This window comes from Listeria sp. ILCC797 (assembly GCF_900186185.1).
Classification (GTDB): domain Bacteria; phylum Bacillota; class Bacilli; order Lactobacillales; family Listeriaceae; genus Listeria; species Listeria goaensis.
In genome coordinates, this window is sequence record NZ_FYBS01000002.1 from 211,250 (window position 1) to 237,308 (window position 26,059).

At 38.6% G+C, this 26,059-nt stretch carries 23 protein-coding genes and 1 riboswitch; of the genes, 20 read left to right on the top strand and 3 right to left on the bottom strand.

Annotation, left to right across the window (positions count from 1 at the left end):
- The first annotated feature begins 41 nt into the window (after positions 1-41).
- The 14 genes from BN1609_RS03585 (at position 42) to BN1609_RS03650 (ending at position 12,694) form a co-directional block, all read left to right on the top strand.
- Positions 42-380, top strand: a complete 339-nt coding sequence (locus BN1609_RS03585) for a hypothetical protein (RefSeq protein WP_088809213.1) — start codon at positions 42-44, stop codon at positions 378-380.
- A 68-nt stretch (positions 381-448) separates the two neighbouring features.
- Positions 449-823 (top strand): RidA family protein, encoded by a 375-nt coding sequence (locus tag BN1609_RS03590; RefSeq protein WP_088809212.1) that lies wholly within the window; start codon positions 449-451, stop codon positions 821-823.
- Positions 824-1,075: 252 nt separating this feature from the next.
- Positions 1,076-2,494 carry an amino acid ABC transporter substrate-binding protein/permease gene (locus BN1609_RS03595; RefSeq protein WP_088815361.1) on the top strand — a complete coding sequence of 473 codons (1,419 nt, stop codon included), beginning with the start codon at positions 1,076-1,078 and terminating at the stop codon, positions 2,492-2,494.
- Entirely contained in the window at positions 2,491-3,219 is a 729-nt protein-coding gene (locus BN1609_RS03600) for an amino acid ABC transporter ATP-binding protein (protein ID WP_088809210.1), read from the top strand. The genes BN1609_RS03595 and BN1609_RS03600 overlap by 4 nt, the downstream gene beginning before the upstream one ends.
- A gap of 224 nt (positions 3,220-3,443) precedes the next feature.
- Entirely contained in the window at positions 3,444-3,590 is a 147-nt protein-coding gene (locus BN1609_RS03605) for an Lmo0850 family protein (RefSeq protein ID WP_088809449.1), read from the top strand.
- Between the two features lie 215 nt (positions 3,591-3,805).
- Positions 3,806-4,579, top strand: a complete 774-nt coding sequence (locus BN1609_RS03610; RefSeq protein ID WP_088809209.1) for a hypothetical protein — start codon at positions 3,806-3,808, stop codon at positions 4,577-4,579.
- Positions 4,580-4,649: 70 nt separating this feature from the next.
- Entirely contained in the window at positions 4,650-5,219 is a 570-nt protein-coding gene (locus BN1609_RS03615; RefSeq protein ID WP_088809208.1) for a TetR/AcrR family transcriptional regulator, read from the top strand.
- 1 nt (position 5,220) lies between these two features.
- The gene (locus tag BN1609_RS03620; RefSeq protein WP_088809207.1) at positions 5,221-5,550 is read left to right on the top strand and encodes a multidrug efflux SMR transporter; all 330 of its coding nucleotides are present in this window, start codon (positions 5,221-5,223) and stop codon (positions 5,548-5,550) included.
- Between the two features lies 1 nt (position 5,551).
- On the top strand, positions 5,552-5,872 hold the full coding sequence (locus BN1609_RS03625) for a multidrug efflux SMR transporter (RefSeq protein ID WP_088809206.1): 321 nt from the start codon (positions 5,552-5,554) through the stop codon (positions 5,870-5,872).
- Between the two features lie 121 nt (positions 5,873-5,993).
- Positions 5,994-7,106 (top strand): D-alanine--D-alanine ligase, encoded by a 1,113-nt coding sequence (locus BN1609_RS03630; protein ID WP_088815358.1) that lies wholly within the window; start codon positions 5,994-5,996, stop codon positions 7,104-7,106.
- 60 nt (positions 7,107-7,166) lie between these two features.
- Positions 7,167-8,540 (top strand): UDP-N-acetylmuramoyl-tripeptide--D-alanyl-D-alanine ligase, encoded by a 1,374-nt coding sequence (gene murF, locus BN1609_RS03635; protein WP_088840513.1) that lies wholly within the window; start codon positions 7,167-7,169, stop codon positions 8,538-8,540.
- A 33-nt stretch (positions 8,541-8,573) separates the two neighbouring features.
- Positions 8,574-9,236: a carboxylesterase gene (locus BN1609_RS03640; protein ID WP_088809203.1), complete on the top strand. Its 663-nt coding sequence runs from the start codon at positions 8,574-8,576 to the stop codon at positions 9,234-9,236.
- Positions 9,237-9,690: 454 nt separating this feature from the next.
- Positions 9,691-11,205 (top strand): DEAD/DEAH box helicase, encoded by a 1,515-nt coding sequence (locus tag BN1609_RS03645; protein WP_088809202.1) that lies wholly within the window; start codon positions 9,691-9,693, stop codon positions 11,203-11,205.
- A gap of 88 nt (positions 11,206-11,293) precedes the next feature.
- Positions 11,294-12,694 (top strand): glutamate decarboxylase, encoded by a 1,401-nt coding sequence (locus BN1609_RS03650; RefSeq protein WP_088809201.1) that lies wholly within the window; start codon positions 11,294-11,296, stop codon positions 12,692-12,694.
- 218 nt (positions 12,695-12,912) lie between these two features.
- Here BN1609_RS03650 and BN1609_RS03655 read toward each other — a convergent pair whose 3' ends face one another.
- Both BN1609_RS03655 and BN1609_RS03660 read right to left on the bottom strand, forming a co-directional pair.
- Positions 12,913-15,681, bottom strand: coding sequence for a YhgE/Pip family protein (locus tag BN1609_RS03655; protein ID WP_369821881.1), 2,769 nt, complete (start codon positions 15,679-15,681; stop codon positions 12,913-12,915).
- An 8-nt stretch (positions 15,682-15,689) separates the two neighbouring features.
- Positions 15,690-16,178, bottom strand: a complete 489-nt coding sequence (locus tag BN1609_RS03660; RefSeq protein WP_088809199.1) for an Rrf2 family transcriptional regulator — start codon at positions 16,176-16,178, stop codon at positions 15,690-15,692.
- Between the two features lie 180 nt (positions 16,179-16,358).
- A riboswitch (PreQ1 riboswitch) is annotated at positions 16,359-16,403 on the top strand.
- A gap of 6 nt (positions 16,404-16,409) precedes the next feature.
- Here BN1609_RS03660 and BN1609_RS03665 point away from each other — a divergent pair.
- From BN1609_RS03665 to BN1609_RS03680, 4 genes are all read left to right on the top strand, one after another.
- Positions 16,410-16,895: a QueT transporter family protein gene (locus BN1609_RS03665; RefSeq protein WP_088809198.1), complete on the top strand. Its 486-nt coding sequence runs from the start codon at positions 16,410-16,412 to the stop codon at positions 16,893-16,895.
- 186 nt (positions 16,896-17,081) lie between these two features.
- Positions 17,082-19,091 (top strand): class I SAM-dependent DNA methyltransferase, encoded by a 2,010-nt coding sequence (locus BN1609_RS03670; RefSeq protein ID WP_088840515.1) that lies wholly within the window; start codon positions 17,082-17,084, stop codon positions 19,089-19,091.
- Complete coding sequence (locus BN1609_RS03675) at positions 19,088-20,305, top strand: restriction endonuclease subunit S (protein WP_088840516.1); 1,218 nt, start codon at positions 19,088-19,090, stop codon at positions 20,303-20,305. The genes BN1609_RS03670 and BN1609_RS03675 overlap by 4 nt, the downstream gene beginning before the upstream one ends.
- Positions 20,295-23,279, top strand: a complete 2,985-nt coding sequence (locus BN1609_RS03680) for a type I restriction endonuclease subunit R (protein ID WP_088840517.1) — start codon at positions 20,295-20,297, stop codon at positions 23,277-23,279. Before BN1609_RS03675 ends, BN1609_RS03680 begins: the two co-directional genes overlap by 11 nt.
- Before the next feature lie 107 nt (positions 23,280-23,386).
- On the opposite strand, the gene BN1609_RS03685 is transcribed toward BN1609_RS03680, so the two are convergent.
- A complete protein-coding gene (locus BN1609_RS03685; RefSeq protein ID WP_088825559.1) occupies positions 23,387-23,875 on the bottom strand; it encodes a hypothetical protein in 489 nt (162 codons plus the stop codon).
- A gap of 121 nt (positions 23,876-23,996) precedes the next feature.
- Between BN1609_RS03685 and BN1609_RS03690 the strand changes: the two genes are divergently transcribed.
- Together BN1609_RS03690 and BN1609_RS03695 are read left to right on the top strand one after the other, a co-directional pair.
- Positions 23,997-24,479, top strand: coding sequence for a PH domain-containing protein (locus tag BN1609_RS03690; protein ID WP_088809196.1), 483 nt, complete (start codon positions 23,997-23,999; stop codon positions 24,477-24,479).
- Positions 24,472-25,953: a PH domain-containing protein gene (locus BN1609_RS03695; protein ID WP_088840518.1), complete on the top strand. Its 1,482-nt coding sequence runs from the start codon at positions 24,472-24,474 to the stop codon at positions 25,951-25,953. The genes BN1609_RS03690 and BN1609_RS03695 overlap by 8 nt, the downstream gene beginning before the upstream one ends.
- Positions 25,954-26,059: the final 106 nt, after the last annotated feature.

Here is a 26,059-nt window from a genome sequence, read left to right on the forward strand (position 1 = left end):
AGACTAAAAGAGTGAATGAAGAACATAGGAGGTTGGATTTTGTGCATAGAGAAAAAATAGCTAAATTGCAAGACAAAGAAGAGCAACTTGAAAAAGCTTTACTGCACATCAGAGCGGAACAAGAAAGAATTATTTTACTTCTAAAAAATCCGAATGATTATGATGTGCAATTAAGTACCGAAATGAAAGAACTTACCGAAATAAATGAGCTGAAGAAGGTAATTAACGAATTACGCGATCGAAGCTTGCAAAATTTGGAAGAGCAAATCAAGCATTGTATCGTAACTTGCCACGAACAGCTTCTTGCGGAAGAACATCAAATTGGGCGCAAGCTCTATCAATTGCAGCTTGAAAAACAGTTGCTACTATCAACTGTTTAAGTGAATCTATTGAAAAATAATTTTAATTCGATTAAGATGGTGGAAATACAAAAAATGGGGGAGAGCTTATGAAAGAAAAAGTGCATAGTGAAAAAGCACCTAAAGCAATTGGTCCTTATTCGCACGCTGTAAAAACAAATGGTTTCATTTTTACCTCGGGCCAAATTGGCATAGATCCATCAACGGGAAATTTGCGAGAAGACATTGTGAGTCAGACGAAACAAGTTTTTCAAAACCTTGCAAATGTACTAGAAGAAGCAGGATCAAGCCTAGATAAAGCCGTAAAAGTTACCGTGTTTCTAAAAGACTTACAAGATTTTCAAAAAGTAAATGAAATTTATGCGACATATTTTACAGGAGTTTTCCCTGCTAGAAGTGCTTTTCAAGTAGCAGCACTTCCAGTAGATGCGCTTGTCGAAATTGAAGTTGTCGCTGAAGTGTAGTCATTTTTAAAAATTGCACCACATTATGTGAGGTGCAATTTTTTTATGTTCTTTAGTAGAATAAGTTTATTTATCTCATTTTACCCCCGAATAAAGAGATTTTAAAACCTAACATAGAATTGTGATATACAAAAACTTATCACAAATAATTATGGTCAATAACGTTCCCTTATGGTAAAATTCTAAAAGTGAAAAGTTTTTCAACTTAGCCTAAAGCTTCCAACAGTCATTTGTTACACAAGGGAGGATATAATGAAACGAATTAAATTTTTGTTACCTATTCTATTCGTATTTGCATTCGTGTTCAGTGGTTTTTTAACACCAGCGCATGCTGCGGATGTCGATTATGAGATTGCAACGGACGAAACTTTCGCGCCGTTTGAATTCCAAAATAAAAAAGGTGAACTGATTGGGATTGATATGGATATCCTAAAAGCAGTCGCGAAAGACCAAGGTTTTACATATACAGTTAAACCAATGGGCTTCAATGCAGCCGTTCAAGCGCTTGAAGGAAATCAAGTAGACGGCGTTATTGCTGGTATGAGTATCACAGACGAACGCAAACAGAAGTTTGATTTCTCAGACCCATATTTCGATTCCGGTGTAGTCATGGCAATTAAAAAAGACAATGACGACATCCAATCGTACAAAGACTTAAAAGGACAAAAAGTAGCCGTTAAAACAGGTACGGAAGGCTATGCTTTTGCAGAAAAAAATAAAGACAAATATGGCTACACGCTAGTACCATTTGACGATTCCGCAAGTATGTACGAGGACGTTAAAACCGGCAATTCAGCCGCTGCGTTTGATGACTACCCCGTACTTGCCTACGGTGTCAAAGTGGGTAACGGTCTAAAAATCGTAACTGAAAAGGAAAGCGGCGCTCAGTACGGATTTGCCGTAAAAAAAGGTCAAAACCCCGAATTGCTCGCGAAATTTAACCAAGGTTTAACAAACATTCGTGCAGACGGAACATACGATGAGATTTTAGATAAATACATCGGCTCTGATGTTGAGAAAGATTCGTTTTGGGACACGCTCATGGCGAGCATGCCAGCGTTACTTCTAGGACTTTGGAATACGATTAAATTAACCTTTATTTCGCTGTTTTTTGCTGCACTACTAGGACTTCTCTTCGGTTTCTTGAAAGTAAGTCGCAGTAAATTCTTACGAGGTATTGCAACAGTTTACGTAGATATTTTCCGAGGCATTCCGCTTATCGTACTCGCATTCTTCATCTACTTCGGAATTCCACAAGCATTTGGCTTTAAAATGGATCCGAACTTGGCGGCCGTGTTGACACTCAGCTTGAACGCCGGAGCATATATTACGGAAATTATTCGCGGTGGTATTTTAGCTGTCGATAAAGGACAAATGGAAGCAGCACGCTCGCTAGGTATCCCGTACGGAAAATCGATGATGAAAATCATTTTACCGCAAGCGGTGCGCGTCATGGTTCCAAGCTTCATCAATCAATTCGTAATCACATTGAAAGATACATCTATCATGAGCGTCATCGGAATTGTTGAACTGACACAATCAGGTAAAATCATTATTGCCCGCACATTTGAAACATCAGGAATTTGGTTAGTTGTCGCGATCATGTACCTCATCGTCATCACGCTACTCACTAAACTCTCTAATGTGCTTGAAAGGAGACTTTCAAAATGACGAAATTAAAAATAACAGCTTTAAAAAAGAGTTTCGGAAATAACGAAGTACTAAAAGGAATTGACCTTGAAGTAGCAGAAGGCGAAGTCGTGTGTGTGATTGGTCCTTCTGGTTCGGGAAAAAGCACTTTTTTACGTTGCATGAATCAATTAGAAGAAATCAACAGCGGTAAAATTGTCGTGGATGATTTTGATTTAACCGACAAACAAACCGACATTAATAAAGTGCGCGAAAACATCGGCATGGTTTTTCAACACTTCAATTTATTCCCACATAAAACCGTGCTAGAAAATATTACATTCGCCCCCGTCGAATTGAAAAAGAAAACGAAAAGTGAAGCGGAAACGTTAGGGCGTGACTTACTCAACCGTGTTGGCCTATCTGACAAAGAAACAAGCTATCCAAGTCAACTATCAGGTGGACAAAAACAACGTGTGGCGATTGCGCGAGCACTTGCCATGAATCCCGACATCATGCTGTTTGATGAGCCCACTTCAGCCCTTGACCCAGAAATGGTCGGGGAAGTGCTAAATGTAATGAAAGATTTGGCAAAAGAAGGTATGACCATGCTCGTAGTCACACACGAAATGGGCTTCGCACGTGAAGTCGGCGACCGGGTAATCTTCATGGACGGTGGTTACATTGTAGAAGAAGGAAAGCCAGAAGCCATTTTCGACTCACCGCAACATGAACGTACGATTAGTTTTCTTGATAAGGTTCTATAAAAGATTGGTGCTTGCACCAATCTTTTTTTTGTCAAAAAAGCTTAATGATTAGAATCGATTTCCATATAAAATTCGTTTTTTAATCGCTTTCTTTAAAAAATGGTGATTTATTTTACGTGAAAATACAAAATAGGGCTATTTTTATGTTTACATTTATGGTAAAGTGAGAATAAAGAGAGAAAGATGTGAATGAAAACTTATTTTTGGGAACGGAGTGGTCTTATATGAGAGAGAGCCATACAGAACTTAATAAAATCATTCGAGATTTAGAACAAAAAGGTATTATCGTTGAAAAAACGAAATCGCGTAACGATATTTGGAAAGCTTTAAAAGTGAAACAAATGCCTAATGTAAAATTAGGACTGCGTTAAGGAAAATTGAAAGAATGGCTTTTTAATCCGCTTAGGTTTGAAAAGCTTTTTTTTTAAGATTTTTTAAAGTTTTACAAGCGAAATGGCTTTTTAAAGGGTTTGTAATGATATAGTGATGTAGATTTGGTTGTATTGTTATACAAATTGGCTAAAAATGGTGTATTATAGTTTTATACGGCGGTTATCCGAAAAAAGTATAGAATGAGGAATAGTTGATGAAAAAAGAAACATTTAATCAAAAATCTATTTATATACATATGGACAATGTCATTAACAACGTCGTCACGAGTGGCATTACTTTTTGTGATTTCATGCAAGGGGTAACGTTTCCGCCTGACAATATTTTGCTAATTAAACATCATATAAAAGATTCTTCCTACAATGCACATACTGCTTTTGATTATCTAGAATCGCACGACTTACAACAGTTGCAAAATAGTCAGGGGCAAAAATTTGGCGAACTTTGCTGGATTGATTTTGAAGATATTGATTTAGTCAACCAACTTTCACCACAAGAAGTAGCAGAAATGCTTTATTTGGCGCATACGGGAAGACATTTGCGTTCGCCATTTTATTATAAATTACAAAACAATTTCGTTTATTTGACTAAAAAAGATGGCCGTTATAATAAGACGTATTACCGAAATATGAACCACTTTTACACGGTTCTAAGCGCAGTTATTTCGAAAAAAACGGCTTTAATTTTAAATGAAAAAACGTTTTTAACATTAAATAAACGCAAATATGTTCCTAATCCACCGATTGATTTGCTGAAACGTTTTGCAGATTACTTTAAAGAAGGGGCTTGCATTGCCTTTTCTATGGCGGAAAAAACAAGGTCACAAGTACGCATTCCAATTGGCTTCGGACTTGATGAGGACATGATGGAATTGTTACATACTGGCGGCGAGGAACTTTCCTATGCGCAAACGGTTGCGCATTTAGTATATGATTTAAAGAAAAATGAATGGACTTGTCTTGAAAAATAGATTGAACTTTACTTTCAATCTATTTTTTGTTATTATAAAACTAACGAACGTTAGTTAAGGAGGTTTCCTAATGTCAAAGGAAAAATTAATGCATGCGGCACTTCATTTATTTGCCGAAAAAGGGTATGACGGAACAGCACTTTCTGAAATTGCGAAAGAAGCAGGAATTAAAACGCCATCTATTTATGCCCATTTTGAATCAAAAGAAGCGCTTTACATGGCAATTTATCGGGAAGTCATTCAAATTGGTATGAGTAGCTTTAAAGAGCGAAACAAAGAGGACTATGAGTCACTTGAAGAATATTTTAAAGCCATATTTTATGAGGTAACGGATTTTGAAACATACCCAGAAGTGAAAAAATTCTTCCAAAGATCCGTTTATTTTCCACCGGCGAGCTTGAAAGTAAACTTGAATCAAGAAACCGCAAGTTATGAAACGTTCAGTTTTGAAGTCATCGGCACCTTTTTAAACGAACTGAACATGACGGAAAAAGCGAAAGAAAGATGGATTCATATGTTTTATTGCCTAATTGATGGTTTAAGCGTGGAACATGGATTATATGACCTAGTCGAATTTGAAAAAAGACGTGCATCAGCATTTGATACGTTATGTTTACTGATAGCAGAAGGAGGACAATAAATTGGCGTGGTTTTACCTAATTTTAGCAGGACTTTCGGAAATTGTTTGGGCATTTGGTCTTAAAGAATCACATGGCTTTACAGTGTCAGGATGGAGTTCAATCACAATTATTTTTCTTATTATTAGCTTTGAATTGTTTGCGAAATCAATGAAAGAGATTCCAATTGGGACGGCGTATGCTGTTTTTACCGGAATCGGTGCTGCGGGTACGGCGCTTATCGGGATGCTCTTTTTAAACGAAACAGCGGGGTTATGGAAAATTATTTCGCTGCTCGTGCTCATTTCGGGCATTATTGGCTTAAAATTAGTTGACGGGAAGGAGGAGAGCTAGGATGGAGTGGCTTTTTTTGTTTATCGCTGGAGTTTGTGAAATGGCCTTTGTTATTACAATGAAGTTCTCTAATGGCTTTAAAAATGTAAAATACTCGATTTTAACAATCCTATTTATGGCAGCTAGCTTTTTTCTGCTTTCCTTATCGTTAAAAACAATCCCAATTGGAACAGGCTACGCCATTTGGACTGGAATCGGCGCAGTTGGAAGTGTGCTAGCCGGAATGATTCTCTTCAAAGAACGCAAAAGCACACTAAAATTGCTTTTTATTACGATGATTATCGCCGGAGTTATCGGACTCAAATTAACCTCTGGCGTATAAATCCAAACAAAGAAAGAAGCCATTGCTTCTTTCTTTGTTTGGATTTTAAAAGAAATTCCTTTTAATCTGTCTAAAACATGGTAAAATAGACTACAGAAATTCAAGTTTCGGAGGGGTTATTTTGAAAACAAAATTAATATTGTTGTACGGCGGGAAATCAGCTGAGCATGAAGTGTCGATTCGGACGGCTTTTTCGGTCATTAATGCACTCGATTTAAATAAATTTGAAGCGATCCCGATATACATAACAAATGACGGCAAATGGATTAACGGTCCAGAAATTACAGATAAACTTACTTTTAGTGAACAATTGCGGTTTGCGCCAGCAGATGCATGCGAGCTTGCTGGAAAAGAAGGCGAAGTTTCAACGGGATATGCGGTTAGTCCGGCGGCGATTTCAGATGAAACAGAAAATCTCGTTGTATTCCCACTTTTGCATGGGCCAAACGGGGAGGACGGTACGGTTCAAGGCTTGCTTGAAGTCTTAAATGTTCCTTACGTTGGCAACGGCGTTCTAGCATCGGCTTCTGCGATGGACAAAATTGTTATGAAGAAAGTCTTTGCAGACGGTGGCATTCCGCAACTTCCAGCGGTCGCTGTTAGACAAATTGATTGGCGCGACTACAAAGAAGAAATGGTCACTGACATGGAAGAAGCACTTGTCTACCCAATGTTTGTTAAACCAGCAAATTTAGGTTCGAGCGTGGGAATTAGTAAGGCGACGAACAGACAAGAACTTGTTGCCGCAATGGAAGAGGCGTTTTTATACGATCGTCGTGTTGTTGTGGAACAAGGTGTTGTGGCACGCGAAATCGAAATCGCGGTGCTCGGGAACGATATGCCTGTATGCTCCGTACCTGGCGAGATTTTACCAAAAGGTGCTGATTCGAGTTTTTACGATTATAAAGCAAAATATCAAGATAATGATACGACGCTTGTCATTCCGGCTGAAGTGTCGGAGGATGTGCTTGCAAAGCTTAAGAGCTATGCGGTTCAAGCCTTCTTAGGGATTGACGGAAGTGGTCTTGTGCGCGCTGACTTTTTCGTGACAGACAATCAGGAAATTTATTTAAACGAAGTGAATACGATGCCAGGATTTACGCCGGTTAGCATGTACCCGTTATTGTGGCAGGCGAGCGGTTTGCCATACGATAAGTTGATTGAGCAGCTCGTGGAACTGGCGCTGGAGCGTTACGGCGTGAAGAATAAATTAAAACATAGTTTAGAGGATTAAAATAGGCAAAGCAGTTTGACTTTCTTGCAAACTGCTTTTTTATGGGAGAAGCGATTTGAAATGAAAAAAACGATTGGACAAATTGCAAAGCTGATTGCTGTTGAAAACGATGCGGCGTTTGACGACACGCTTATTACCGGCATTTGCTTTGATACAAGACAGATTAAAAAGGGCGACTTGTTTATTCCTTTTGTTGGCGATACGCGTGATGGGCATACGTTTGTTAAACAGGCGATTGAACTTGGTGCTGCTGCGGCCTTTTGGCAGAAAGATGTGCCACACCCGCCAACGGATTTCCCGATTATGATTGTGGACGATACGCTTTTAGCTTTACAAGAGTTAGCGAAAGCTTATTTGACGGAAGTAAAACCGACTGTTCTTGCGATTACAGGCAGCAACGGGAAAACGACGACGAAAGATATTGCGAATGCGATTTTCAGCTCGAAATACCGCGTACATGCGACGAAAGGGAATTTCAATAACCATATAGGACTGCCTTATACAATTTTAACGATGCCGGAAGAAACCGAAGTGGCGATTTTGGAAATGGGCATGAACCATCGCCATGAAATTGAAAAGCTTTCCTTAATCGCGCAACCAGATGTGGCGATCATTACGAACATCGGGGAGGCGCACATTGAATATTTAGGTTCACGCGATGAAATTGCCAAAGCAAAATTAGAGATTACTGCTGGTTTGAAGGAAAATGGGATGCTCATTTACCCGAATGAAGAGGTGTTAATAGATAAATACCTTAATGCTGCTGAGGCGTTTAAGACGGCAACCTTTGGGCGCGAAAAAACGGCGACAATTTATCCGCTCACAATTGATACAAAGCCAGACGGCACTTCGTTTACAACTAATTTTGCTTCTGATACGCCGATTTTTGTACCCATCATTGGGGAGCATAATGTGTTTAATACGATGGCCGTTATCTTGGCGGCTAAAACGCTTGCCATTTCGAGTGAGGAAGTTCAGGCGGCGCTTAGCACGATGGAGCGTTCAAAAAGTCGCCTGGAATGGCTCGCGGCACCAAATGGAACGAAAATTTTAAACGATGCATACAATTCGAGCCCGACGGCGTTAAATGCGGTTTTAAATACGTTTATGCACATGGATTCTGAAGGTAAGCCGAAAAAGATTTTAGTGGCGGATATGCTGGAACTTGGCGATGACTCGGAACGTTTCCACCGCGAATCAGGCGCCATTTTACAAGGAAGTATTGATGCGGTTTTTGCTTACGGTGACGCGATGTCTGCTTTTTGCGAAGCGGCCGCCAAACAAATTGGTCAAGAAAAAATCCATTATTTTAAAACAAAAGAAGCGCTTCAGGAAGCCGTTCTCGAAAATCTCGACGGGAGTGAGTGGCTACTGGTCAAAGGTTCTTACGGAATGGGCTTGAAAGATATCGTAGAAAAACTTATGATAGGGTAATATGCGGTAACTACAAAACAGGAGTTGACAAGAATGGTAGCAAGTTTGTGTATCCATAGCTATACTGGTACACCCGATGAAATCAAGCCGTTAAGCGATTTTTTGAAGAAAAACACCGATTGGGATGTTTTAACGCCCACTTTCCCAGGTCAAAACCGAGCTCATTTTTTAAAAAATGCGACGTTCCTAGATTGGCATGTTTTCATTGAAAGTATCTTGACGCAATTGCTCAAAGAGGACGAAGAAGTGTATATCATCGGCTTTGGCTCTGGCGGCCTTCTAGCGGGCTGGCTGACAAGACATCATCCCGAAGTGAAAAAACTCGGTTTGCTGAGCACGTCCGCCAACTATTTAGACTGGCCCGATTTTGTTTCCGAAAAGGCGAATAAACCAGATTCCATGCTAAGTCGCTATTTTAAACGGCTTACGGATGTGCCAAATCAATCTAAAATGCAACTCGCGAAAATGGTGACACACGCCAAACCTGTTTTTGAACACATTGAGGTGCCGACATTTATCGCCCAAGGTGCAAAAGACGAAATGATTCCCGCTGAATCAAGCATGCAGTTTCTAATGGATACGATTCAATCGGAAAAAGAGTTGCTGCTACTAAATGAATCTGGCCACTTCATTTGTCAGGATAGTGAAAGCGAGCAATTATTTGAAGCGTTATTAAGTTTTTTAAAAAAAGGATAATTTCAAGAGGGTTTGTCTAAAGGCAAATCCTCATTTTATGGAGGAAGCAAAACAAAACGGATTACGCACAATCAAACTGAAGATTTGGCAAAAGTTTCATTTCCGTATGTTTAAAGCGCTTTCTATATTTTTATTCGCGAAATTGGGGTAGAAATATTCCTTTCACATTGAAAATAACAAAAATACGTGTTAAAATGTAAGATGGAAGTTTATTAGGTTAAAATTTACGGCCTAGTGATAATTATGAGGGCTTTTTTTATTTATGTGCATCGAATTTGTTGTTTTAATAACATTTTTGGAAGGTGCAGAGTGGCATTGATGATGAAATCAATTTTTTTATGCCATAAAATGAAACTTAGAACGTTTATTTTCATTAAAATATTCGTTTGGAAACATGTAGATGAGAAAATAAAGCTCTCCTACCAAACTTTAATTAGGTAAAGGAGAAATGACATTGACAAAGTTTTCAGAGTTCGGTCTGGACGAAAAAATTGTGAAATCAGTAGAGCGTATGGGGTTTGAAGAGGCGACGCCAATTCAAGAAAAAACCATTCCAATTGGGTTAGCAGGAAAAGATTTAATTGGACAAGCGCAAACTGGTACAGGGAAAACAGCGGCATTTGGTCTGCCGATGATCCAAAAAATTGACCAAAAAAATGGTGACGTTCAAGCGCTTATCATTGCGCCAACGCGTGAATTAGCGATTCAAGTTTCGGAGGAGCTATACAAATTAAGCTATGACAAACATGTACGTGTTCTTGCCGTTTATGGTGGCTCGGACATCAGTCGTCAAATTCGATCGCTTAAAAAGAAACCTCAAATTGTTGTCGGTACACCTGGTCGGATTTTAGACCATATTAACCGTCGCACTTTGAAGCTTGATAACGTACAAACGCTTGTGCTTGACGAAGCGGACGAAATGCTTAACATGGGCTTCATCGACGATATTGAGTCGATTTTGAAAGAAGTACCAAGCGAACGCCAAACGCTATTATTCTCTGCCACAATGCCTGACCCAATTCGTCGTATAGGTGAACGCTTTATGCATGAGCCAGAAATGGTTCGCATTAAAGCAAAAGAAATGACAGCTCTTTTAATTGAACAGTTCTTTATTAAAGTTCATGAAAAAGAAAAATTTGATGTTTTAAGTCGTCTTCTTGACGTACAGTCCCCTGAACTTGCGATTGTTTTCGGACGTACGAAACGCCGCGTAGACGAGCTTTCAAGAGCGCTAGACATGCGCGGATATGTTGCAGAAGGTATTCACGGTGATTTAACACAAGCGAAACGTATGAGTGTCTTGCGTAAGTTTAAAGAAGGAAAAATCGACGTTTTGGTAGCGACAGATGTTGCTGCGCGTGGACTCGATATTTCTGGTGTGACACACGTGTATAACTATGATATCCCGCAAGACCCTGAAAGTTATGTTCACCGTATTGGACGTACTGGTCGTGCTGGTAAAGAAGGTATGGCAATTACTTTCGTTCAACCGCGTGAAATGGGTTACCTTCGTACGGTTGAACAAACAACGAAAAAACGCATGCAACCTCTTAAGCCACCAACTTGGGATGAAGCATTTGCAGGTCAACTTCGCGTGGCGACTGAGAAAATCACTGAAATCGTGACAGAAGAAAACCTTGCAGATTATAAAGCTGTAGCTAGTGAGTTACTTGAAAAATATGATGCAACAGACATCGCAGCAGCTATGCTGAAAATGCTTGCGAAAGAACCAGATCAAACGCCGGTTCATATTACTGAAGAGCGTCCTCTTCCATCACGTTATGGTGGAAAAGGTGGCGGCGGTAAAGGTAAAGGCGGAAACTACCGTGGAGGTGGAAAAGGCGGCTACCGTGATCGTAACAATAGCGGAAAAGGTCGTCGTGGTTCCAGCAGCGGCAGCCGTGACCGTCGTCCAAACAGCGAACGCTCTGGTGGCGGAAGCAAAGGCAACTATAAAAAATCGAAATAACATTTCAAAACCATCTGCACTTGGCAGGTGGTTTTTTTCTTTGATTTCAGGGTACCTGTAAACAGATAAGAAAAGGAGGTACGCCTTTATGTTATATGGTGAGAAAGATAAGAAGGAACGGCGTTATGAAGTGCCGATTTTTGGTTCGGAGGAAGAGGGAAAAACGATTTCGAAATACAAAATGGCTGAAGATGGCATGGAGCCGCGGATTGCTTATCAGCTCGTGAAAGATCAACTGATTGATGAAGGAAATGCTAGACAAAATTTGGCGACGTTTTGCCAAACGTATATGGAGCCCGAAGCAGAGCGCTTGATGGCGGAAACGCTAGAGAAGAATGCGATTGATAAGTCGGAATATCCGCAAACCGCGGAAATTGAAAACCGCTGTGTGAACATTTTGGCGGACCTTTGGAATGCGCCGCGTAGTGAAACGTATATGGGAACTTCGACGGTGGGGTCTAGTGAGGCCTGCATGCTTGGTGGAATGGCGATGAAATTCAGATGGCGCAATTTGGCTTTGAAACGCGGGCTTGATGTGATGCGCCAAAAACCAAATTTGGTGATTTCGTCAGGTTATCAGGTTTGCTGGGAAAAATTTTGTGTGTACTGGGATATTGAAATGCGGGAAGTGCCGATGGACGCAGCTCATTTAAGCATCAATACAGAAAAGGTTTTGGACTATGTGGACGAGTATACGATTGGTATTGTTGGGATTTTGGGGATTACGTATACAGGGAAGTTTGATGACATTCGGGAGCTGGATCGTATTGTGAGTGTGTATAATAAAACGCATGAGCATGAGCTCGTAATTCACGTAGACGGGGCGAGTGGGGCGATGTTTACGCCGTTTGTTGACCCGGAATTGGAATGGGATTTTCGTTTGGCCAATGTTGTGTCGATTAATACCTCGGGACATAAATATGGTCTTGTTTATCCGGGCGTGGGATGGATTGCTTGGCGCAGCAAGGAATATTTGCCGAAAGAGTTGGTGTTTGAAGTGAGCTATCTAGGCGGCAAAATGCCTACAATGGCGATTAATTTTTCGCGGAGCGCGAGTCAAATCATTGGGCAATATTACAATTTCTTGCGGTTTGGGTTTAGCGGCTATCGGGAAATCCATGAACGAACCAAAAAGGTAGCGCTCTTTTTATCAAAAGAGATAAGCAAAACGGGTTTATTTGAAATTTATAACGATGGTGAAAATATCCCAATTGTCTGCTATAAGCTAAAGGACGATGCAGACGTATCGTGGACGCTATATGATCTGGCGGACCGGTTACTGATGAAAGGTTGGCAAGTTCCGGCGTATCCGCTACCAAGCGCGATGAATGACACGGTAATCCAGCGTTATGTTTGCCGGGCGGATTTAGGTTTCAACATGGCAGAAGAACTTGTGGTGGATTTTAATGATGCAATCGCAGAGCTAAACGAGGCGCGAATTTTGTATCATGATAAGGGCGACAAGAAGACGTATGGTTTTACGCATTGAAAACAGAGGCCGGTTTGCCTCTGTTTTTTTGCGAAGTATTGTTATATCACAGTTATTCCATGCACCATTACTATTTTTAGGCAAAATGTCATTGCTAACGAAATGAAAGCGGCGGATGCTGAATTATTTGAACGAATCTTTCAGGTTTGAAGGTTATTTCAAAAAGGAATAATAGCAAAACCCACAGGATTTTTTATAAGATCCTGTGGGTTTTTAACTTACGCTTCTTGTTCAATTAAACTTTGGCTGTCTGTTTTAAATCGTTTGTTTTTTCTTAAATACATCGTGCCAATTAGTAGGAGGTTGAACGCGATGAAGATGACGAAGAGGATAATGGCGCTATGCACAAATACCGTATTTCCTAACCCAGCAGAAATGGCTTGTCTAAATCCGTAAACGGAGTAGGACATTGGAAGGAACGGGTGAATAAAGTTAAAGAATGAGTTGGTGAGTGGCATTGGGAATGTACCGCCAGCACCACCGAGTTGCAAGACGAGTAGTACCATCGCAATGAAGCGACCTGGATTTCCGAAACTCATTGCAAGGAACATCACGAGGAACATGTATGTGAGTGAAGTAAGAATAGAAATCGTGATGAACTGGGCGAGATTTTCGACCCCAAGACCGAGCATGAGCATAATGACATCTAAAATAATAGCTTGTAAAACCGCAGCAACAAAGCCAATCGAGAATTTGCTGAACCACCACGATAGACCGCTTGTTGGCGTCATCGAAGGGCGACGGATTGGGAAGATGAAGTTAAATACTAATGCGCCCACATAAAGCCCAAGTGACAAGACGTATGGCGCTAAACCATGGCCGTAGTTTGGAACTTCGCTAATTTTTTCCTCAGAAAGTTTTGTTGGGGTTGCGAACATGTTGAATGTTTTGTCGGTTGCCTTCGTGTCGTTCACTTGCTCTGCGCCGTCACCGAGTTTTTCGGAAAGCTCTTTTGAACCATCACCAACTTGGTTTAAACCGGTGCCAAGTGTTTCTGAGCCGTCTGCCAGTTGCTGTGACCCGTCACTAATTTGACCGGCCCCACTAGAAAGCTGTGCGATGCCACCACTTAGCGAGGTAAGGCCGTTTGAGAGTGCATTTGTTCCAGCGTGAAGTGTTGGTAGCTGTGCGGAAAGTTGATTGAGTCCGCCGCTTAGTGCGTTCGCACCGTTTGAAAGGGTGGCAGAACCAGCTGCTAATTGCGCACTAGCGCCGTTTAATGCTCCGTTGTTGCGGGATAAAGTTTGGAGCCCACCGTTTAGACTGCCAAGCCCCGTTGTGATTTGCTGTGACCCATCTGACAACTTGTTTACGCCGTTTGAAAGGGTTGGTACTTTTGCTTGTAACTGACTTGTACCGCTAACAAGTTGTGTGCTGCCGCTTTCCGCTTTCACTGCACCTGCTTTTAATTGATTTAATCCATCAGCAAGAGTTTGCATTTTGGCAAGCGAGTTTTGTGTGGAAGTAGTAAGCGTGTTGACGCCTGCTGTTACTTTTGGTGCTCCGCCGTTTAGCTCTGCGATGCCTTCGGATAATGCTTTCATAGATGGAAGTGAATTCGTGATTTGTGTTAGCGCTTTGTCGATTTCTTGATTTTGCGCGGTATTCACGCTACTAGCGCCTGCTTTCGCGCCTTGCTTAGCCGCTGCGATAATTGTGCGCGCTTCTTCTGAGTTGGGATCGATTCCGGCTTGTTGAATGGCTTGGTTGACACCTTGATCGATGGCGGAATCGTAGGAAGATGTGTTGCTTAGTTTTAATGTTTCGAGGCCGGATTTCAGTGTGGTTAATTGTTTGGAGAGTGCATTGTTGTCGCCAGTTCCGGTCGCATTAACATTTGCATTTAGTTGTGCGATGCCAGCTTCGAGCTGTGCCACGCCTGTTTCTAATGCTTTAATGTTATTTTGTGTTTCTGTAGAGTTGCCTTCTTTAATGCTTGCTTCTACATTTTGTGCGGCTTGGTCAAGTCCTGATACCAATTGGCTGATGCCGCTATTTAAGTCTTTTTGGCCGCTAGCTAATTGGTTAACGCCGCCTGATAATGCAGGAAGTTGTCCTTGTAGCTGACCTAAGCCGCCGTTTAGTTGGCTCATCGCCGGATACAGTTGTGCGGTTCCATCAGCCGACTGGCTTACGCCATTTGTATATTGATTCAATTTGCCACTGAAGGTACTTTGTCCGCTATTTAAATCATTTGCGCCATTTGCGATTTTGTTCGCGCCATCTGTCAGTTTACCAGCGCCACCAATTGCTTGCCCAACAGCGACATTAATTTGGTCAGCGCCGTCTTGTAGTTTTGCTGCCCCGTCATTTGCGCTCTCCGCCCCGTTTTTAAACGTAAGCGTGCTTTTTGCGAGTTTGTTTAAGTTTTCCGTAATCGTTTTGTTGCCGCCAGAAAGCTTACTAGCGCCGTCATTTAGTTTTTGCGCGCCGTCCGCTGCTTCTGTCATGCCTGCGCCAACTTCTTTAATTTTGGCAAAAACACTTTTGGCATATTCTTTAGTGACGCTTGTTGCAACTTCATTTTTGAGTTGATTTGCGCCTTGTTGCGTGACGACTTCACCGATGTAGTTTTGTGAAGGGTTAATTTTATACGTTAAATCCATTTTTTTTGGATTATCATCTAGGATAGTGGAAGCATTTTTGGAGAAGTCTTTAGGAATCGTGACAATCATGTAGTATTTTCCATTATCTAGTCCTTTTTCTGCTTCGCTTGCACTTACGAAATTCCAATCTAAGTCATTATTTTTCTTTAAGTTACTTACGAGTTCATCGCCGACCTCAAGCGTTTTTCCTTCATAATTTACAGGCGCGTCGTGATTCACAACGGCAACAGGCAAATCGCCAGTTTTACCGTATGGATCCCAAACGGATTTTAAGAAAAATGCGCCGTATAAAATCGGAATAAACAAAATAACGATGGAAGAAATAAGTAAAATTTTATTATTAAACAGTCGTTTCCATTCGTTTTTAAACACTACTATCATCACCAATCTTAAAAATGTAATTCGGGGTTAATTTCATTCCAGTTCGTATATGGAAGTTTGTCACGTCCAAGTGTTTCTAAAAGTAAGTCGGCCACAGTTTGCTTTTTAAGCGCGTCTTTCCACACTTGATCCGCTGCGCTAAACGCATGTGTTAAAATCGTCTCGCCTTTTTCTGCTGCTTCTTTTCGGATGTCACCAAACACAGTTTTAATCAACCCGCTATTGGGGTACGAATTTGTCTCGCCCTCAACAGCTTCAACAATCTCGAATAAACTGATTTGCTCGGGACTTCTTGCCAAAAAGAAACCACCGTTATTTCCAGGAACGGACCTGATAATGTTTTTCACAACTAGTTTACGCATGATTTTTTTTAAGTAAGAAGGAGAGACAAGTAGACGTTCGCTAATCGCGTCCGATGCGAGCGGTGCCCGGTTATCCTGCGTTGACAAGAGTGTAATAATGCAAACGGCCTGCTCCAGACCCTTTGTGAGTTTCATCATGTTCACCTCGATTTTGTTCAAAAGTACTTTAGGGATATCCGATATCCATCATGGATATTTAAAGTCTATATTGATTATAAACCCATTTTCAGAAAATGCAAGAGAAAAATCCTTTTTTTTTGAAAAAAATAAGTCTTTCCTTTACGAATGAACTAAGCTATAATGATATAGTTTGATAAACACGTAGTTCGAAACCATCCTACGTAAAAAAACTAGGGAGCGAAAACAATGAAAATAAAATTAATCACGGCTAACGCCATCGTGGCTGCACTGTACGTTATTGTGGGCTTTTTAATTCAGCCGATAGCGTTTGGCGCCATCCAGTTCAGGGTGCCAGAATTGTTCAACCATCTAATTGTATTCAGTAAAAAATATTTTTGGGGCATTGCGCTTGGCGTGCTCATCACAAATTTATATTCGCCACTTGGCTGGTATGATTTAGTCTTTGGCGTAGGACAATCTGTCATAACGATGCTCTTGATGTTCGGCATCATGAAATACGTAAAGGGAACGATTTGGCGCATGATTGTAAACACGCTCGTCTTTTCCTTCACAATGTTCATCATCGCCTTTGAACTACATCTAGCGTTTGGATTACCATTTTTCTTCACATGGTTAACGTGCGCAATTGGCGAACTGACAGTGATGGGAATTGGCATTCCGATTATGTATTTTATTAATAAACGTGTGAAATTTAAAGAGATTATAGAATGAAAAAGTTGTCTATAGAAAGAGAAATGCGTGAAATAAAAATATGTCATATTATCCCGTGTAAGTTATTTTTCTTATGTGGGATTTTTTTGTGAAAGAAAACAATATCCATTTTCATAAGTACTGTTAAATTTCAACTTATTTGTTATAATTATATTTAGTCAGAAAACAACAGAATGGGGTTTGAATGTGAATTTTCAAGACAAAGTTAGTTTTATATGGTCGATAGCTGAAATACTAAGGGGAGAATATAAGCCGGAAAATTATGGCAAGGTTATCTTACCTTTAGTTGTGATTCGAAGATTTGATTGTGTTTTAGAAAAAACCAAACCAGAAGTGTTAAAACTATATGAAACAATGAAGCATAAGCCTGAAGAGGTACAGCAGGTACTGCTAGCAAACGTATCTGAAGAAGACTTTTATAATATTAGTAATTATGATTTTAGTAAATTGTTGAGTGATCCAGATAATATTGCGGATAACTTTAAAGACTATTTGAATGGCTATTCTAAAAATGCGAATGAAATTATCCAATATTTTGATTTTGATCCTGAAATAGATAAATTAGATCGAAATGATTTGTTATATGAGATACTTAAAAAATTTTCTAAAATTGATTTACATACTAATACGGTATCAAACATTGAAATGGGCTATATTTTTGAAGAGTTAATACGTAGATTTTCCGAGAATGCAGAAGCAGGGGACCACTATACACCAAGAGAAGTAATCCGATTGATGGTTCATCTTTTATTTAATGATGACCGTATTGATATTGCAACAGAAGGAATCACGAAGACACTATATGATTGTGCGGCGGGGACTGGAGGAATGGGCTCTGTAGCAAATGAGTACATGAAAAGTCATAACAATTTAGGAGAGTTAATTTTCCATGCACAAGAGGTAAATGAGGAATCCTATGCTATAGCTAAATCCGACTTACTTCTAAAAAAAGAAAATGCAGATAATATTCGTTTAGGCAACACACTAACGAATGACAAGTTTAAGGACGATAAATTTGACTTTATGATTTCTAATCCACCATATGGTGTAGATTGGAAAAAAGTAGAAAAACAAGTCAAGGATGAACATAGTGATTTAGGCTTTCAAGGTCGTTTTGGTGCAGGTCTTCCTAGAACGAGTGACGGGCAATTGTTATTTTTACAACATTTGGTTTCTAAAATGAAACCCGTGACCAAAGAAAATCCTTATGGTTCTAGAATAGCGATTATTATGAATGGCTCTCCTTTATTTACTGGTGATGCTGGATCAGGTGAAGGTGAAATTCGTCGCTATTTATTTGAAAATGACTTGGTTGAAGGTTTAGTTGCTTTGCCGAATGACTTATTTTACAATACAGGAATTTCAACATATATTTGGATTTTGACGAATAACAAAGAGTCACATAGAAGAGGAAAAGTAACTTTAGTTAATGCGGTTGATTTTTCTAAAAAGATGAAAAAGAGTATGGGAAATAAGCGTAATGAGATTTCAGAAGAACAAATAATTGAGATTGTTTCTCTTTATAATGAAACAAAGGAAAATAAAAGAGTGAAAATTTTTGATAACGAAGATTTTGGTTTTCATAAAATTACTGTTGAAAGACCATTACGTTTAAACTTTAATTTATCAGAAGAACGTATTGAACGTGTCAAATACGAAAAAGCCTTTCAAAATCTTGCGACTTCAAAGAAAAAAGGAGAAGCTGGAAAAAAACAAATTGAAGAAGGCATAGTACTGCAGCAAACAATCATCTCTACTTTGTCGGCAAATAGTTCCGATAAGCTGATCAAAAATAGAGATGCGTTTACAAAACAATTAAAAGAATTAATCAAAAATGAGGGAATAGTCGTTCCAAATACTGTTTTGAAATCTATTTTGAATGGATTATCTGAGAGAGATGAAACTGCAGATATTTGTATGAAAAATAAAACGACGGTTGAAGCGGATGCTGAGTTGAGAGACTATGAATCTATTCCCTTAAAAGAAGATATACAAGAATATTTTAAGCAAGAAGTATTACCGCATGTTCCTGATGCTTGGATAGATGAAACAAAAACAAAAATTGGTTATGAAATACCTTTCACAAGACATTTTTATGAATATACACCAATCAGAAGTTCAAAAGAAATACTTAGTGAGATTCAAGAGTTAGAAGTTGAAATATCTGAACAGTTGAAGAAGGTGTTTTCTAAATGAACAAAAGTAGACTTAAGTTTATTTGCAAAGTACACACAGGAGGTACTCCTAAATCATCTAAAGAAGATTTTTGGGGAAATGATTTAATATGGTATACTCCCGAAGATATTGGAAAGAGTAATAAAGTATTAACAGATTCTAAACGAAAAATAACTTATTCAGGTTCAGATAGTTCTTCGGCAAAAATAATTAAAGCACCAGCTATTGTCATGACAACAAGGGCACCAGTAGGTAACTTAGGTATTTCATATGTTGACTTTACGACAAATCAAGGATGTAAAAGTTTAACTTTATTAAAGGATGGCAATATAAACTATGTTTATTATCAGCTTACTCTTATGAAAGATTGGCTAAATACTATTAGTACAGGGACTACATTTTTAGAATTATCGACCAGTAAATTAAAAGACGTTGAGATTTATTACCCTATAATTGAAACACAAAATATTATATGTTTTTATTTGAACGTTAAATTGTCTGAAATCGATTTATTAATCTTCCTAAAAGAAAAACAAATTAAACTTCTTGAAGAACAACGACAATCGATGATAACAGAAGCTGTCACAAAAGGATTAAATCCTAATGTGAAAATGAAAGATTCTGGAGTAGAGTGGATTGGAGAGATTCCTGAACATTGGGGAATCTATAGTTTGAAAAGAGTACTCAATATAAGAAACGGTAAGGAAATTGACAGTGATAGTGAGATAGAAGAAGCTGAAGGTTCTATACCTGTTTATGGTTCGGGAGGTATTTTTAAATGGACAAATAGAAAGTTATATAGAGGAGACTCTATTTTATTTGGTAGAAAGGGTACTATTGGAAAACCAATTAGAGTAAATGGAGATTTTTGGACGGTAGATACGATGTACTATTCAATTCCTAAAATGAAAGAAGCTAGTGGATACTTGTTTTATTTGCTATGTATATATCCTTGGAAGCTGATATCTACAAATACTGCAGTACCGAGTATTGTAGGTACTGAACTTGGAGAACAAAAAATATGCTTTCCTAATTCAAAACAAGAATTAAGGAGTATTGAAATGTTTTTGAAAAATAAGGATTCTGAGATAAAAAAATTAGTTTTAAGAATAGAGTTACAGTTGGTTAAGTTAAAAGAATATCGTCAATCATTAATTCATGAAGCGGTTACTGGGGAAATACCAATTGAAGAAATGGAGTCTTACTTAAAGGAGGCTGAAAAAGATGACAATTGATACATCGGAAAAAGGGTTTGAGGAAAATATAGAACGATATTTAATCAACTCAAACTATGAGTCTTTAGTTTTTGATAAGCCTTCTTTAACTTCTCTCCGATCCTCAGGAATTGATAAAAAGATGTTATGGCGCTTTTTAGAAGCTACACAAGAAAAAGAACTCAATCATCTACGACGTAAATATTCTATGGGGAATGCGGACGATAAAATTCTGGAGCGTATTTTGAGTGAAATAGAACGAAAAGGGTTATTAGAAGTCCTTCGTCATGGAGTAAGAGATCGAGGTGTACACCTTAAACTAATTTATAATAAACCTGAAACGGAATTAAATCGAACACTCGTTGAAAATTATGAGAAAAATATCTTTGCGGTTAGTCGGCAAGTTCATTATACTCATGAATTATACAATAGCGTGGATATGATTTTATTCGTGAACGGTTTTCCACTAGTTGTTATGGAATTAAAAAATCAGTTAACTAATCAAACGGTGTATGATGGGATGAAGCAATTTAGAGAAACACGCAGTCCAAAAGAATTAATGTTTCAATTCAATAAAAGAGCACTCGTTTATTTTGCTGTTGATACCGATGAAGTGTATATGACGACAGAGCTTAAAGCTAAGTATACCAACTTTTTACCGTTTAATCTAGGAAACCAAGGTGGAAAAGGGAATCCTCCAAGTGAAGGAAATTATCGCACGTATTATTTATGGGAGAATGTTTTACAAAAGGATAGCCTGCTGGATATTATTTTTAAATTTATGTATATCAAAAAAGATGATATTAAAGATTCCAATGGAGAGTTATTACATCAAAGAAAATCGCTAATTTTTCCTCGATACCATCAATTAGATGTTGTGAGAAAAGTAGAAGGTGATGTTCGGACATTTTCTGTTGGGCAAAACTATTTAATTCAGCACTCGGCTGGTAGTGGAAAAACAAATAGTATTTCATGGCTTGCCCATCGATTGTCTAAGATGCATAACCAAGATAATATAGCTTTTTTTGATAGTGTGATTGTTATTACAGATCGAAGAGTGCTAGACAAACAATTACAAGATGCTGTTTATCAGCTAGAACATAAAGCAGGAACAGTTGAAAGAATTGATAAAGATTCGAATCAATTAGCAAAAGCTATTCAAAGTGGAACACGTATTGTGATTACAACGTTACAAAAATTCCCATATGTCTTAGATAAGATAGCAAAACTTAACAGTAAAAATTATGCAGTGGTGATTGATGAGGCTCATTCATCGCAAGGTGGAAAATCAGCTAAGGCAATGTCTCAAGTGTTGTCTAATATGACGCTAGAAGAGGCATATGAACAAGATCGGCTGATTGAAGAAGATTTAACAGATGTAGAAGAAATGATTGTAGAAGATATCGTGAAAAGTGGAAAACAAACTAATGTTTCCTATTTTGCTTTTACAGCAACGCCCAAACCTAAAACATTGGAACGATTTGGGCGCAAAAATTCTGAAGGAAAGTTTGTTCCTTTCCATTTATATTCTATGAGACAAGCTATCGAAGAAGGGTTTATTTTGGATGTTTTGCAGAATTACACAACATACAAAACCTATTATAATATTATTTCTGCATCTGATGAGAAGGTATTAAAAAGTGAGGCAACGAAAAAAATTGGTCGTTTTGTTTCTCTGCATCCACACAATATTGCACAAAAAGTAGAAGTGATTGTAGAACACTTTAAGGAACATACTCAGCATAAATTGGATGGACGTGCAAAGGCGATGCTTGTGACATCCAGTAGACTGCATGCTGTAAGATATAAATTAGCGATGGATGAGTACATAAAAAAAAGACGGTATAAGGACATGGAGACATTAGTTGCTTTCTCAGGGAAAGTTGAAGATGGAAATGACACTCCTTATACAGAAAGTAATATGAATAGTTTTTCAGAGAATGAACTACCAGATAAATTTCATACTAATGACTTCCAAGTGCTGATTGTTGCTGAAAAATATCAAACAGGTTTTGACGAACCATTGTTACAAACGATGTATGTTGATAAACCTTTAAGTGGTGTAAAAGCGGTACAAACCTTGTCAAGATTGAATCGAACTTGCCCAGGAAAGTCCGATACATTTATCCTTGACTTTGTTAATGAAACAGAAGAAATAAAAAAAGCATTCCAACCTTACTATGAAACAACAGCTTTAGAAAGTGAAACGGATCCTAATCTTTTATATGAACTAAAAGACACAATTGATCAGTTTGAAATAGTTACTTTGGAGGAACTTGACAAAGTAGCAAAACTTGTAATGAGTGGGAACTGGGAATCTTCAGCATCTGAACAAGGAAAACTTAATTCAGTTATTGATAAAGGTGTCGAAAGGTATCGACGACTAGACATAGAAAATCAGGAGCTTGTTAGAGATGCAGTAGTTAAATACCTAAGAACTTACAGCTTTTTATTGCAAATTATTGATTTTGCTGATGTTAATCTTCATAAAATGTATCTATACGTCAATTATTTAATCAGGAAATTACCTAAGAAAAAAAGAGATACATTTACCTTGCCTGATGATGTTGCCTTGAAATATTATAAAATCAAGAAAGTTTCTTCAGGTACTATTGACTTAGAAAAATCAGGAATAGAATATGTTGAAGGAATAGGGTACGGTGTCAGTTCAATTATGGAAGAAGAAAAAGTTTTTTTATCCGATATAATAGATAGAATAAATAAACGCTTTGGAACGGACTTTGATCCAGAAGACCAATTGTTTATGGAGCAAATTACAAGCAAGATGTATAGTGATGAGAGTTTCATGATGAAAGCTAAGAACAACTCATTTGACAATTTTGTTTTAGGCGTGGAAAAACAGTCTCAAGATATATTGATAGACAAATATGAAACGAACAGCAAGTTTGTCGATAAATATTTGACAGATAATGAGTTTAAAGATTTTGTTTTGAAATACATGCTAAGGGATGTTTATGATACCGTACATAATTAAAGTCTTAGTATTAGTGTTAATTTCTTCCTAAAATAAATGGCATTATATAAAACTTAGGCTACCAGTCTCTATAAAATGCTGGTAGCCTAAAAATATGAAAAGATATGTTAATCGCGTTTCTCAATTTCCCGCGTTGCAGCAAGATTTTTAAAGGATAAATAGGACCATTTTTTCTTAGAGTGGGTATTTTCAATAGGAACTTTAATCGTTAATGTTGCCGTTTGAATTTGCCCGTTCTTGTCGGTGCTTTCTAGCGAAATATGATTTTCACCCGGTTTTAAATTAGAAATCGTAAATTGATGACTTTCTGTGAAGGATTGCCCAGTCATTTTCTTGTTTTGAAAAGAATACGCGATTTTCACCTCGGAAGTTGTACCAAACATCACAGTTGCTTGATTTTTCGTATTCATAACGACGTATGGCGAATCAAATGTATAGTCATCAATTAAAAACATATCGGAAAGTTCTTCGGACGTTTTTGCCGAGTATGTAATCTCGGATTCTGGTACTGGTGCGGCTTTCGCAAGCGGGGCAACCCAGCAAAATACAGCAAAAACGACGACCGAAACAACAAATAAATTAGCTTTTTTTCGCATTCTAAAACCCCCTAGAATGGTTTGTAAATTCATAATAGCACAAAATTATGAACAAACCATGAATAAAGTCTTTTATTGTAAACTAAAATACAGTATGATGAAATAAAAAGGAGGGGCTTTAGTGGAACTAAAACAATTGGAAAAACAGTTACCGCCAGAAATTAAAACGGTATGGCGTCAAACGTATGGGATTAACGGTGCCATTTTATTACTTATTTCTGTCGCGCTTTTCACTGTTTTTTATTTCTCAAATATAAATCTTGGATTCAGTTTAATTGGCTTTTCGGTAACATTAGCATACTTTTTATTTTGCTATCTATTCCTTATCCCGTATAGATGGAAAAGGTGGAGCTACCAAATTCGTCATGATGAAATTGAAATCCAACACGGCATCATTTTCAGAAGCCGCGTTTTAATTCCGATGATTCGGATTCAGCACGTCGAAACAGCGCAAGGACCACTTTTACGTATGCAAAATTTGGTGTCGCTTTCCATTACAACAGCAGCGGGAGCTCACGTGATTGAAGCAGTCAACGCCTCGATTTCGGATGAGCTGCGCCATCACATCTTAGAGCTTGTAAAGGTGGCGAAAGAAGATGTTTGAGGAAAGAAAACTCCATCCGATTGCGCTTATTAAAGAAATCATTGTGAACGTTAGACAAAATATTGTTCCAATCTTCGTTGGTTTTTTCTCGGCATTTCAGGCGATTCGAAACAATGGTTTTTTGCCAATGTGGCTCTTAGTTTTAATACTAATTTTACTGGCCTTACTTATTTTGGCACCTGCGTTTCTTAAGTATATGACATATCGCTATACGCTTGAAGCGGAAGGAATTCGGATTAAATATGGTTTCGTGTTTCGGAAAAATATTTATATTCCTTATGAAAGAATTCAAACGATTCAAGAGAAGCAATGGTTTTTCTACATACCATTTAATGTGACGCAAATTCTAATTGAAACGGCTGGCACGAAAGGAAAAGCAGAAGGTGACTTATCCGCGGTTCCAAAAAGTGTGGCCACTGAATTGCGCGATTTACGCGAAGGAAAACGCGAAGAAGCTGTTACAATAGAAGAGAACAATTTGGAAAATCCGTTTGATGTTCCGAAAATAAAAGAATCGGAGAAGCCCATTCAAACGATCACGCTGAAAACGAACCAATTGCTGCTGATGGCAGTTACTTCAAGTGGGGTGCTCGGCGGTTTTGTGATTTTGCTAGCTTTATTTGGCCAATTTCAAGAAGTGATACCAGATGACCTGATTTCCGAAAGCTATGATCAAATCGTCAAGTTAGGCGTGTTCATGTTTGTCATTCTCGCCATTTTAGCGCTGCTTATCATGTGGGGCGTTTCGATTGTTGCTACGCTGTTTAAATATTTCCAGTTTAAGTTAAAACAATTTGAGAATCATTTGGAAATTGAAAAGGGCTTGCTGCAACGAAATCACACGACTATCCGCTTGGAGCGAATTCAAGGTGTCATCATCACCGAATCGCCTTTTCGCCAAATGCTCGGTTTAGTTGCCGTCAAACTAATTACAGCAGGAAGTTCTGGCGACAAGGAACATTCAGGCGATATTTTAATGCTCCCGATTATGAAGAAAAAAGAAGCACTAACAATCATTCAAGACGTGCTCCCGCAATATCATGTGCCGAATGAGGCGCTAAAACATGCGCCAAAATCAAGCTTAAAACGCTTCATCTGGATTTATTTCATCTGGACCATCATTCCGGCCATCGTAGCAAGCGTGCTGTTTTATCCACTTGGCTTCATCGCACTCATTTTACCGGCTCTAGCCGTACTAAAAGCCATTCTTAGCTACCGCGCCACGGGATTTCATTTTGCAAGCGGAACCGTTCTTTTTAGATCCAGACCGTTTCTGTCTAAAACATCGCATCTAGTTCGCAAAGAACGCATTCAAGCGATGCACGTACGCCAAAGTGTGTGGATGGCAAAAAGCAAAACCAACCATATCCAAATCGCGATTAAATCCGGTAACAGCAGTACAGCCGCCTACCTGCGCTATTTAGGCGACGAACAAACAACTGAACTATACGCCTGGTATCGCCCTGAGAGCTAAAGCCTAATTGCTTTAGCTTTTTTATATGGCAAGCCGCGCACTTATCTTTGGTAAGTCGATTTGCTTGCAAAAAATAGGAAATTTACCTAAAATGAACACAGAATTG

What these genes read in the sequence shown, in the direction of transcription:
- BN1609_RS03600 (WP_088809210.1), top strand. Translation starts at nt 2,491, where the DNA reads ATGACGAAATTAAAAATAACAGCTTTAAAAAAGAGTTTCGGAAATAAC.
- BN1609_RS03665 (WP_088809198.1), top strand. Translation starts at nt 16,410, where the DNA reads ATGAAAATAAAATTAATCACGGCTAACGCCATCGTGGCTGCACTGTAC.
- BN1609_RS03675 (WP_088840516.1), top strand. Translation starts at nt 19,088, where the DNA reads ATGAACAAAAGTAGACTTAAGTTTATTTGCAAAGTACACACAGGAGGT.
- BN1609_RS03640 (WP_088809203.1), top strand. Translation starts at nt 8,574, where the DNA reads ATGGTAGCAAGTTTGTGTATCCATAGCTATACTGGTACACCCGATGAA.
- BN1609_RS03615 (WP_088809208.1), top strand. Translation starts at nt 4,650, where the DNA reads ATGTCAAAGGAAAAATTAATGCATGCGGCACTTCATTTATTTGCCGAA.
- BN1609_RS03650 (WP_088809201.1), top strand. Translation starts at nt 11,294, where the DNA reads ATGTTATATGGTGAGAAAGATAAGAAGGAACGGCGTTATGAAGTGCCG.
- BN1609_RS03655 (WP_369821881.1), bottom strand. Translation starts at nt 15,681, where the DNA reads ATGATAGTAGTGTTTAAAAACGAATGGAAACGACTGTTTAATAATAAA.
- BN1609_RS03605 (WP_088809449.1), top strand. Translation starts at nt 3,444, where the DNA reads ATGAGAGAGAGCCATACAGAACTTAATAAAATCATTCGAGATTTAGAA.
- BN1609_RS03610 (WP_088809209.1), top strand. Translation starts at nt 3,806, where the DNA reads ATGAAAAAAGAAACATTTAATCAAAAATCTATTTATATACATATGGAC.
- BN1609_RS03680 (WP_088840517.1), top strand. Translation starts at nt 20,295, where the DNA reads ATGACAATTGATACATCGGAAAAAGGGTTTGAGGAAAATATAGAACGA.
- BN1609_RS03695 (WP_088840518.1), top strand. Translation starts at nt 24,472, where the DNA reads ATGTTTGAGGAAAGAAAACTCCATCCGATTGCGCTTATTAAAGAAATC.
- BN1609_RS03595 (WP_088815361.1), top strand. Translation starts at nt 1,076, where the DNA reads ATGAAACGAATTAAATTTTTGTTACCTATTCTATTCGTATTTGCATTC.
- BN1609_RS03685 (WP_088825559.1), bottom strand. Translation starts at nt 23,875, where the DNA reads ATGCGAAAAAAAGCTAATTTATTTGTTGTTTCGGTCGTCGTTTTTGCT.
- BN1609_RS03590 (WP_088809212.1), top strand. Translation starts at nt 449, where the DNA reads ATGAAAGAAAAAGTGCATAGTGAAAAAGCACCTAAAGCAATTGGTCCT.
- murF (WP_088840513.1), top strand. Translation starts at nt 7,167, where the DNA reads ATGAAAAAAACGATTGGACAAATTGCAAAGCTGATTGCTGTTGAAAAC.
- BN1609_RS03625 (WP_088809206.1), top strand. Translation starts at nt 5,552, where the DNA reads ATGGAGTGGCTTTTTTTGTTTATCGCTGGAGTTTGTGAAATGGCCTTT.
- BN1609_RS03660 (WP_088809199.1), bottom strand. Translation starts at nt 16,178, where the DNA reads ATGAAACTCACAAAGGGTCTGGAGCAGGCCGTTTGCATTATTACACTC.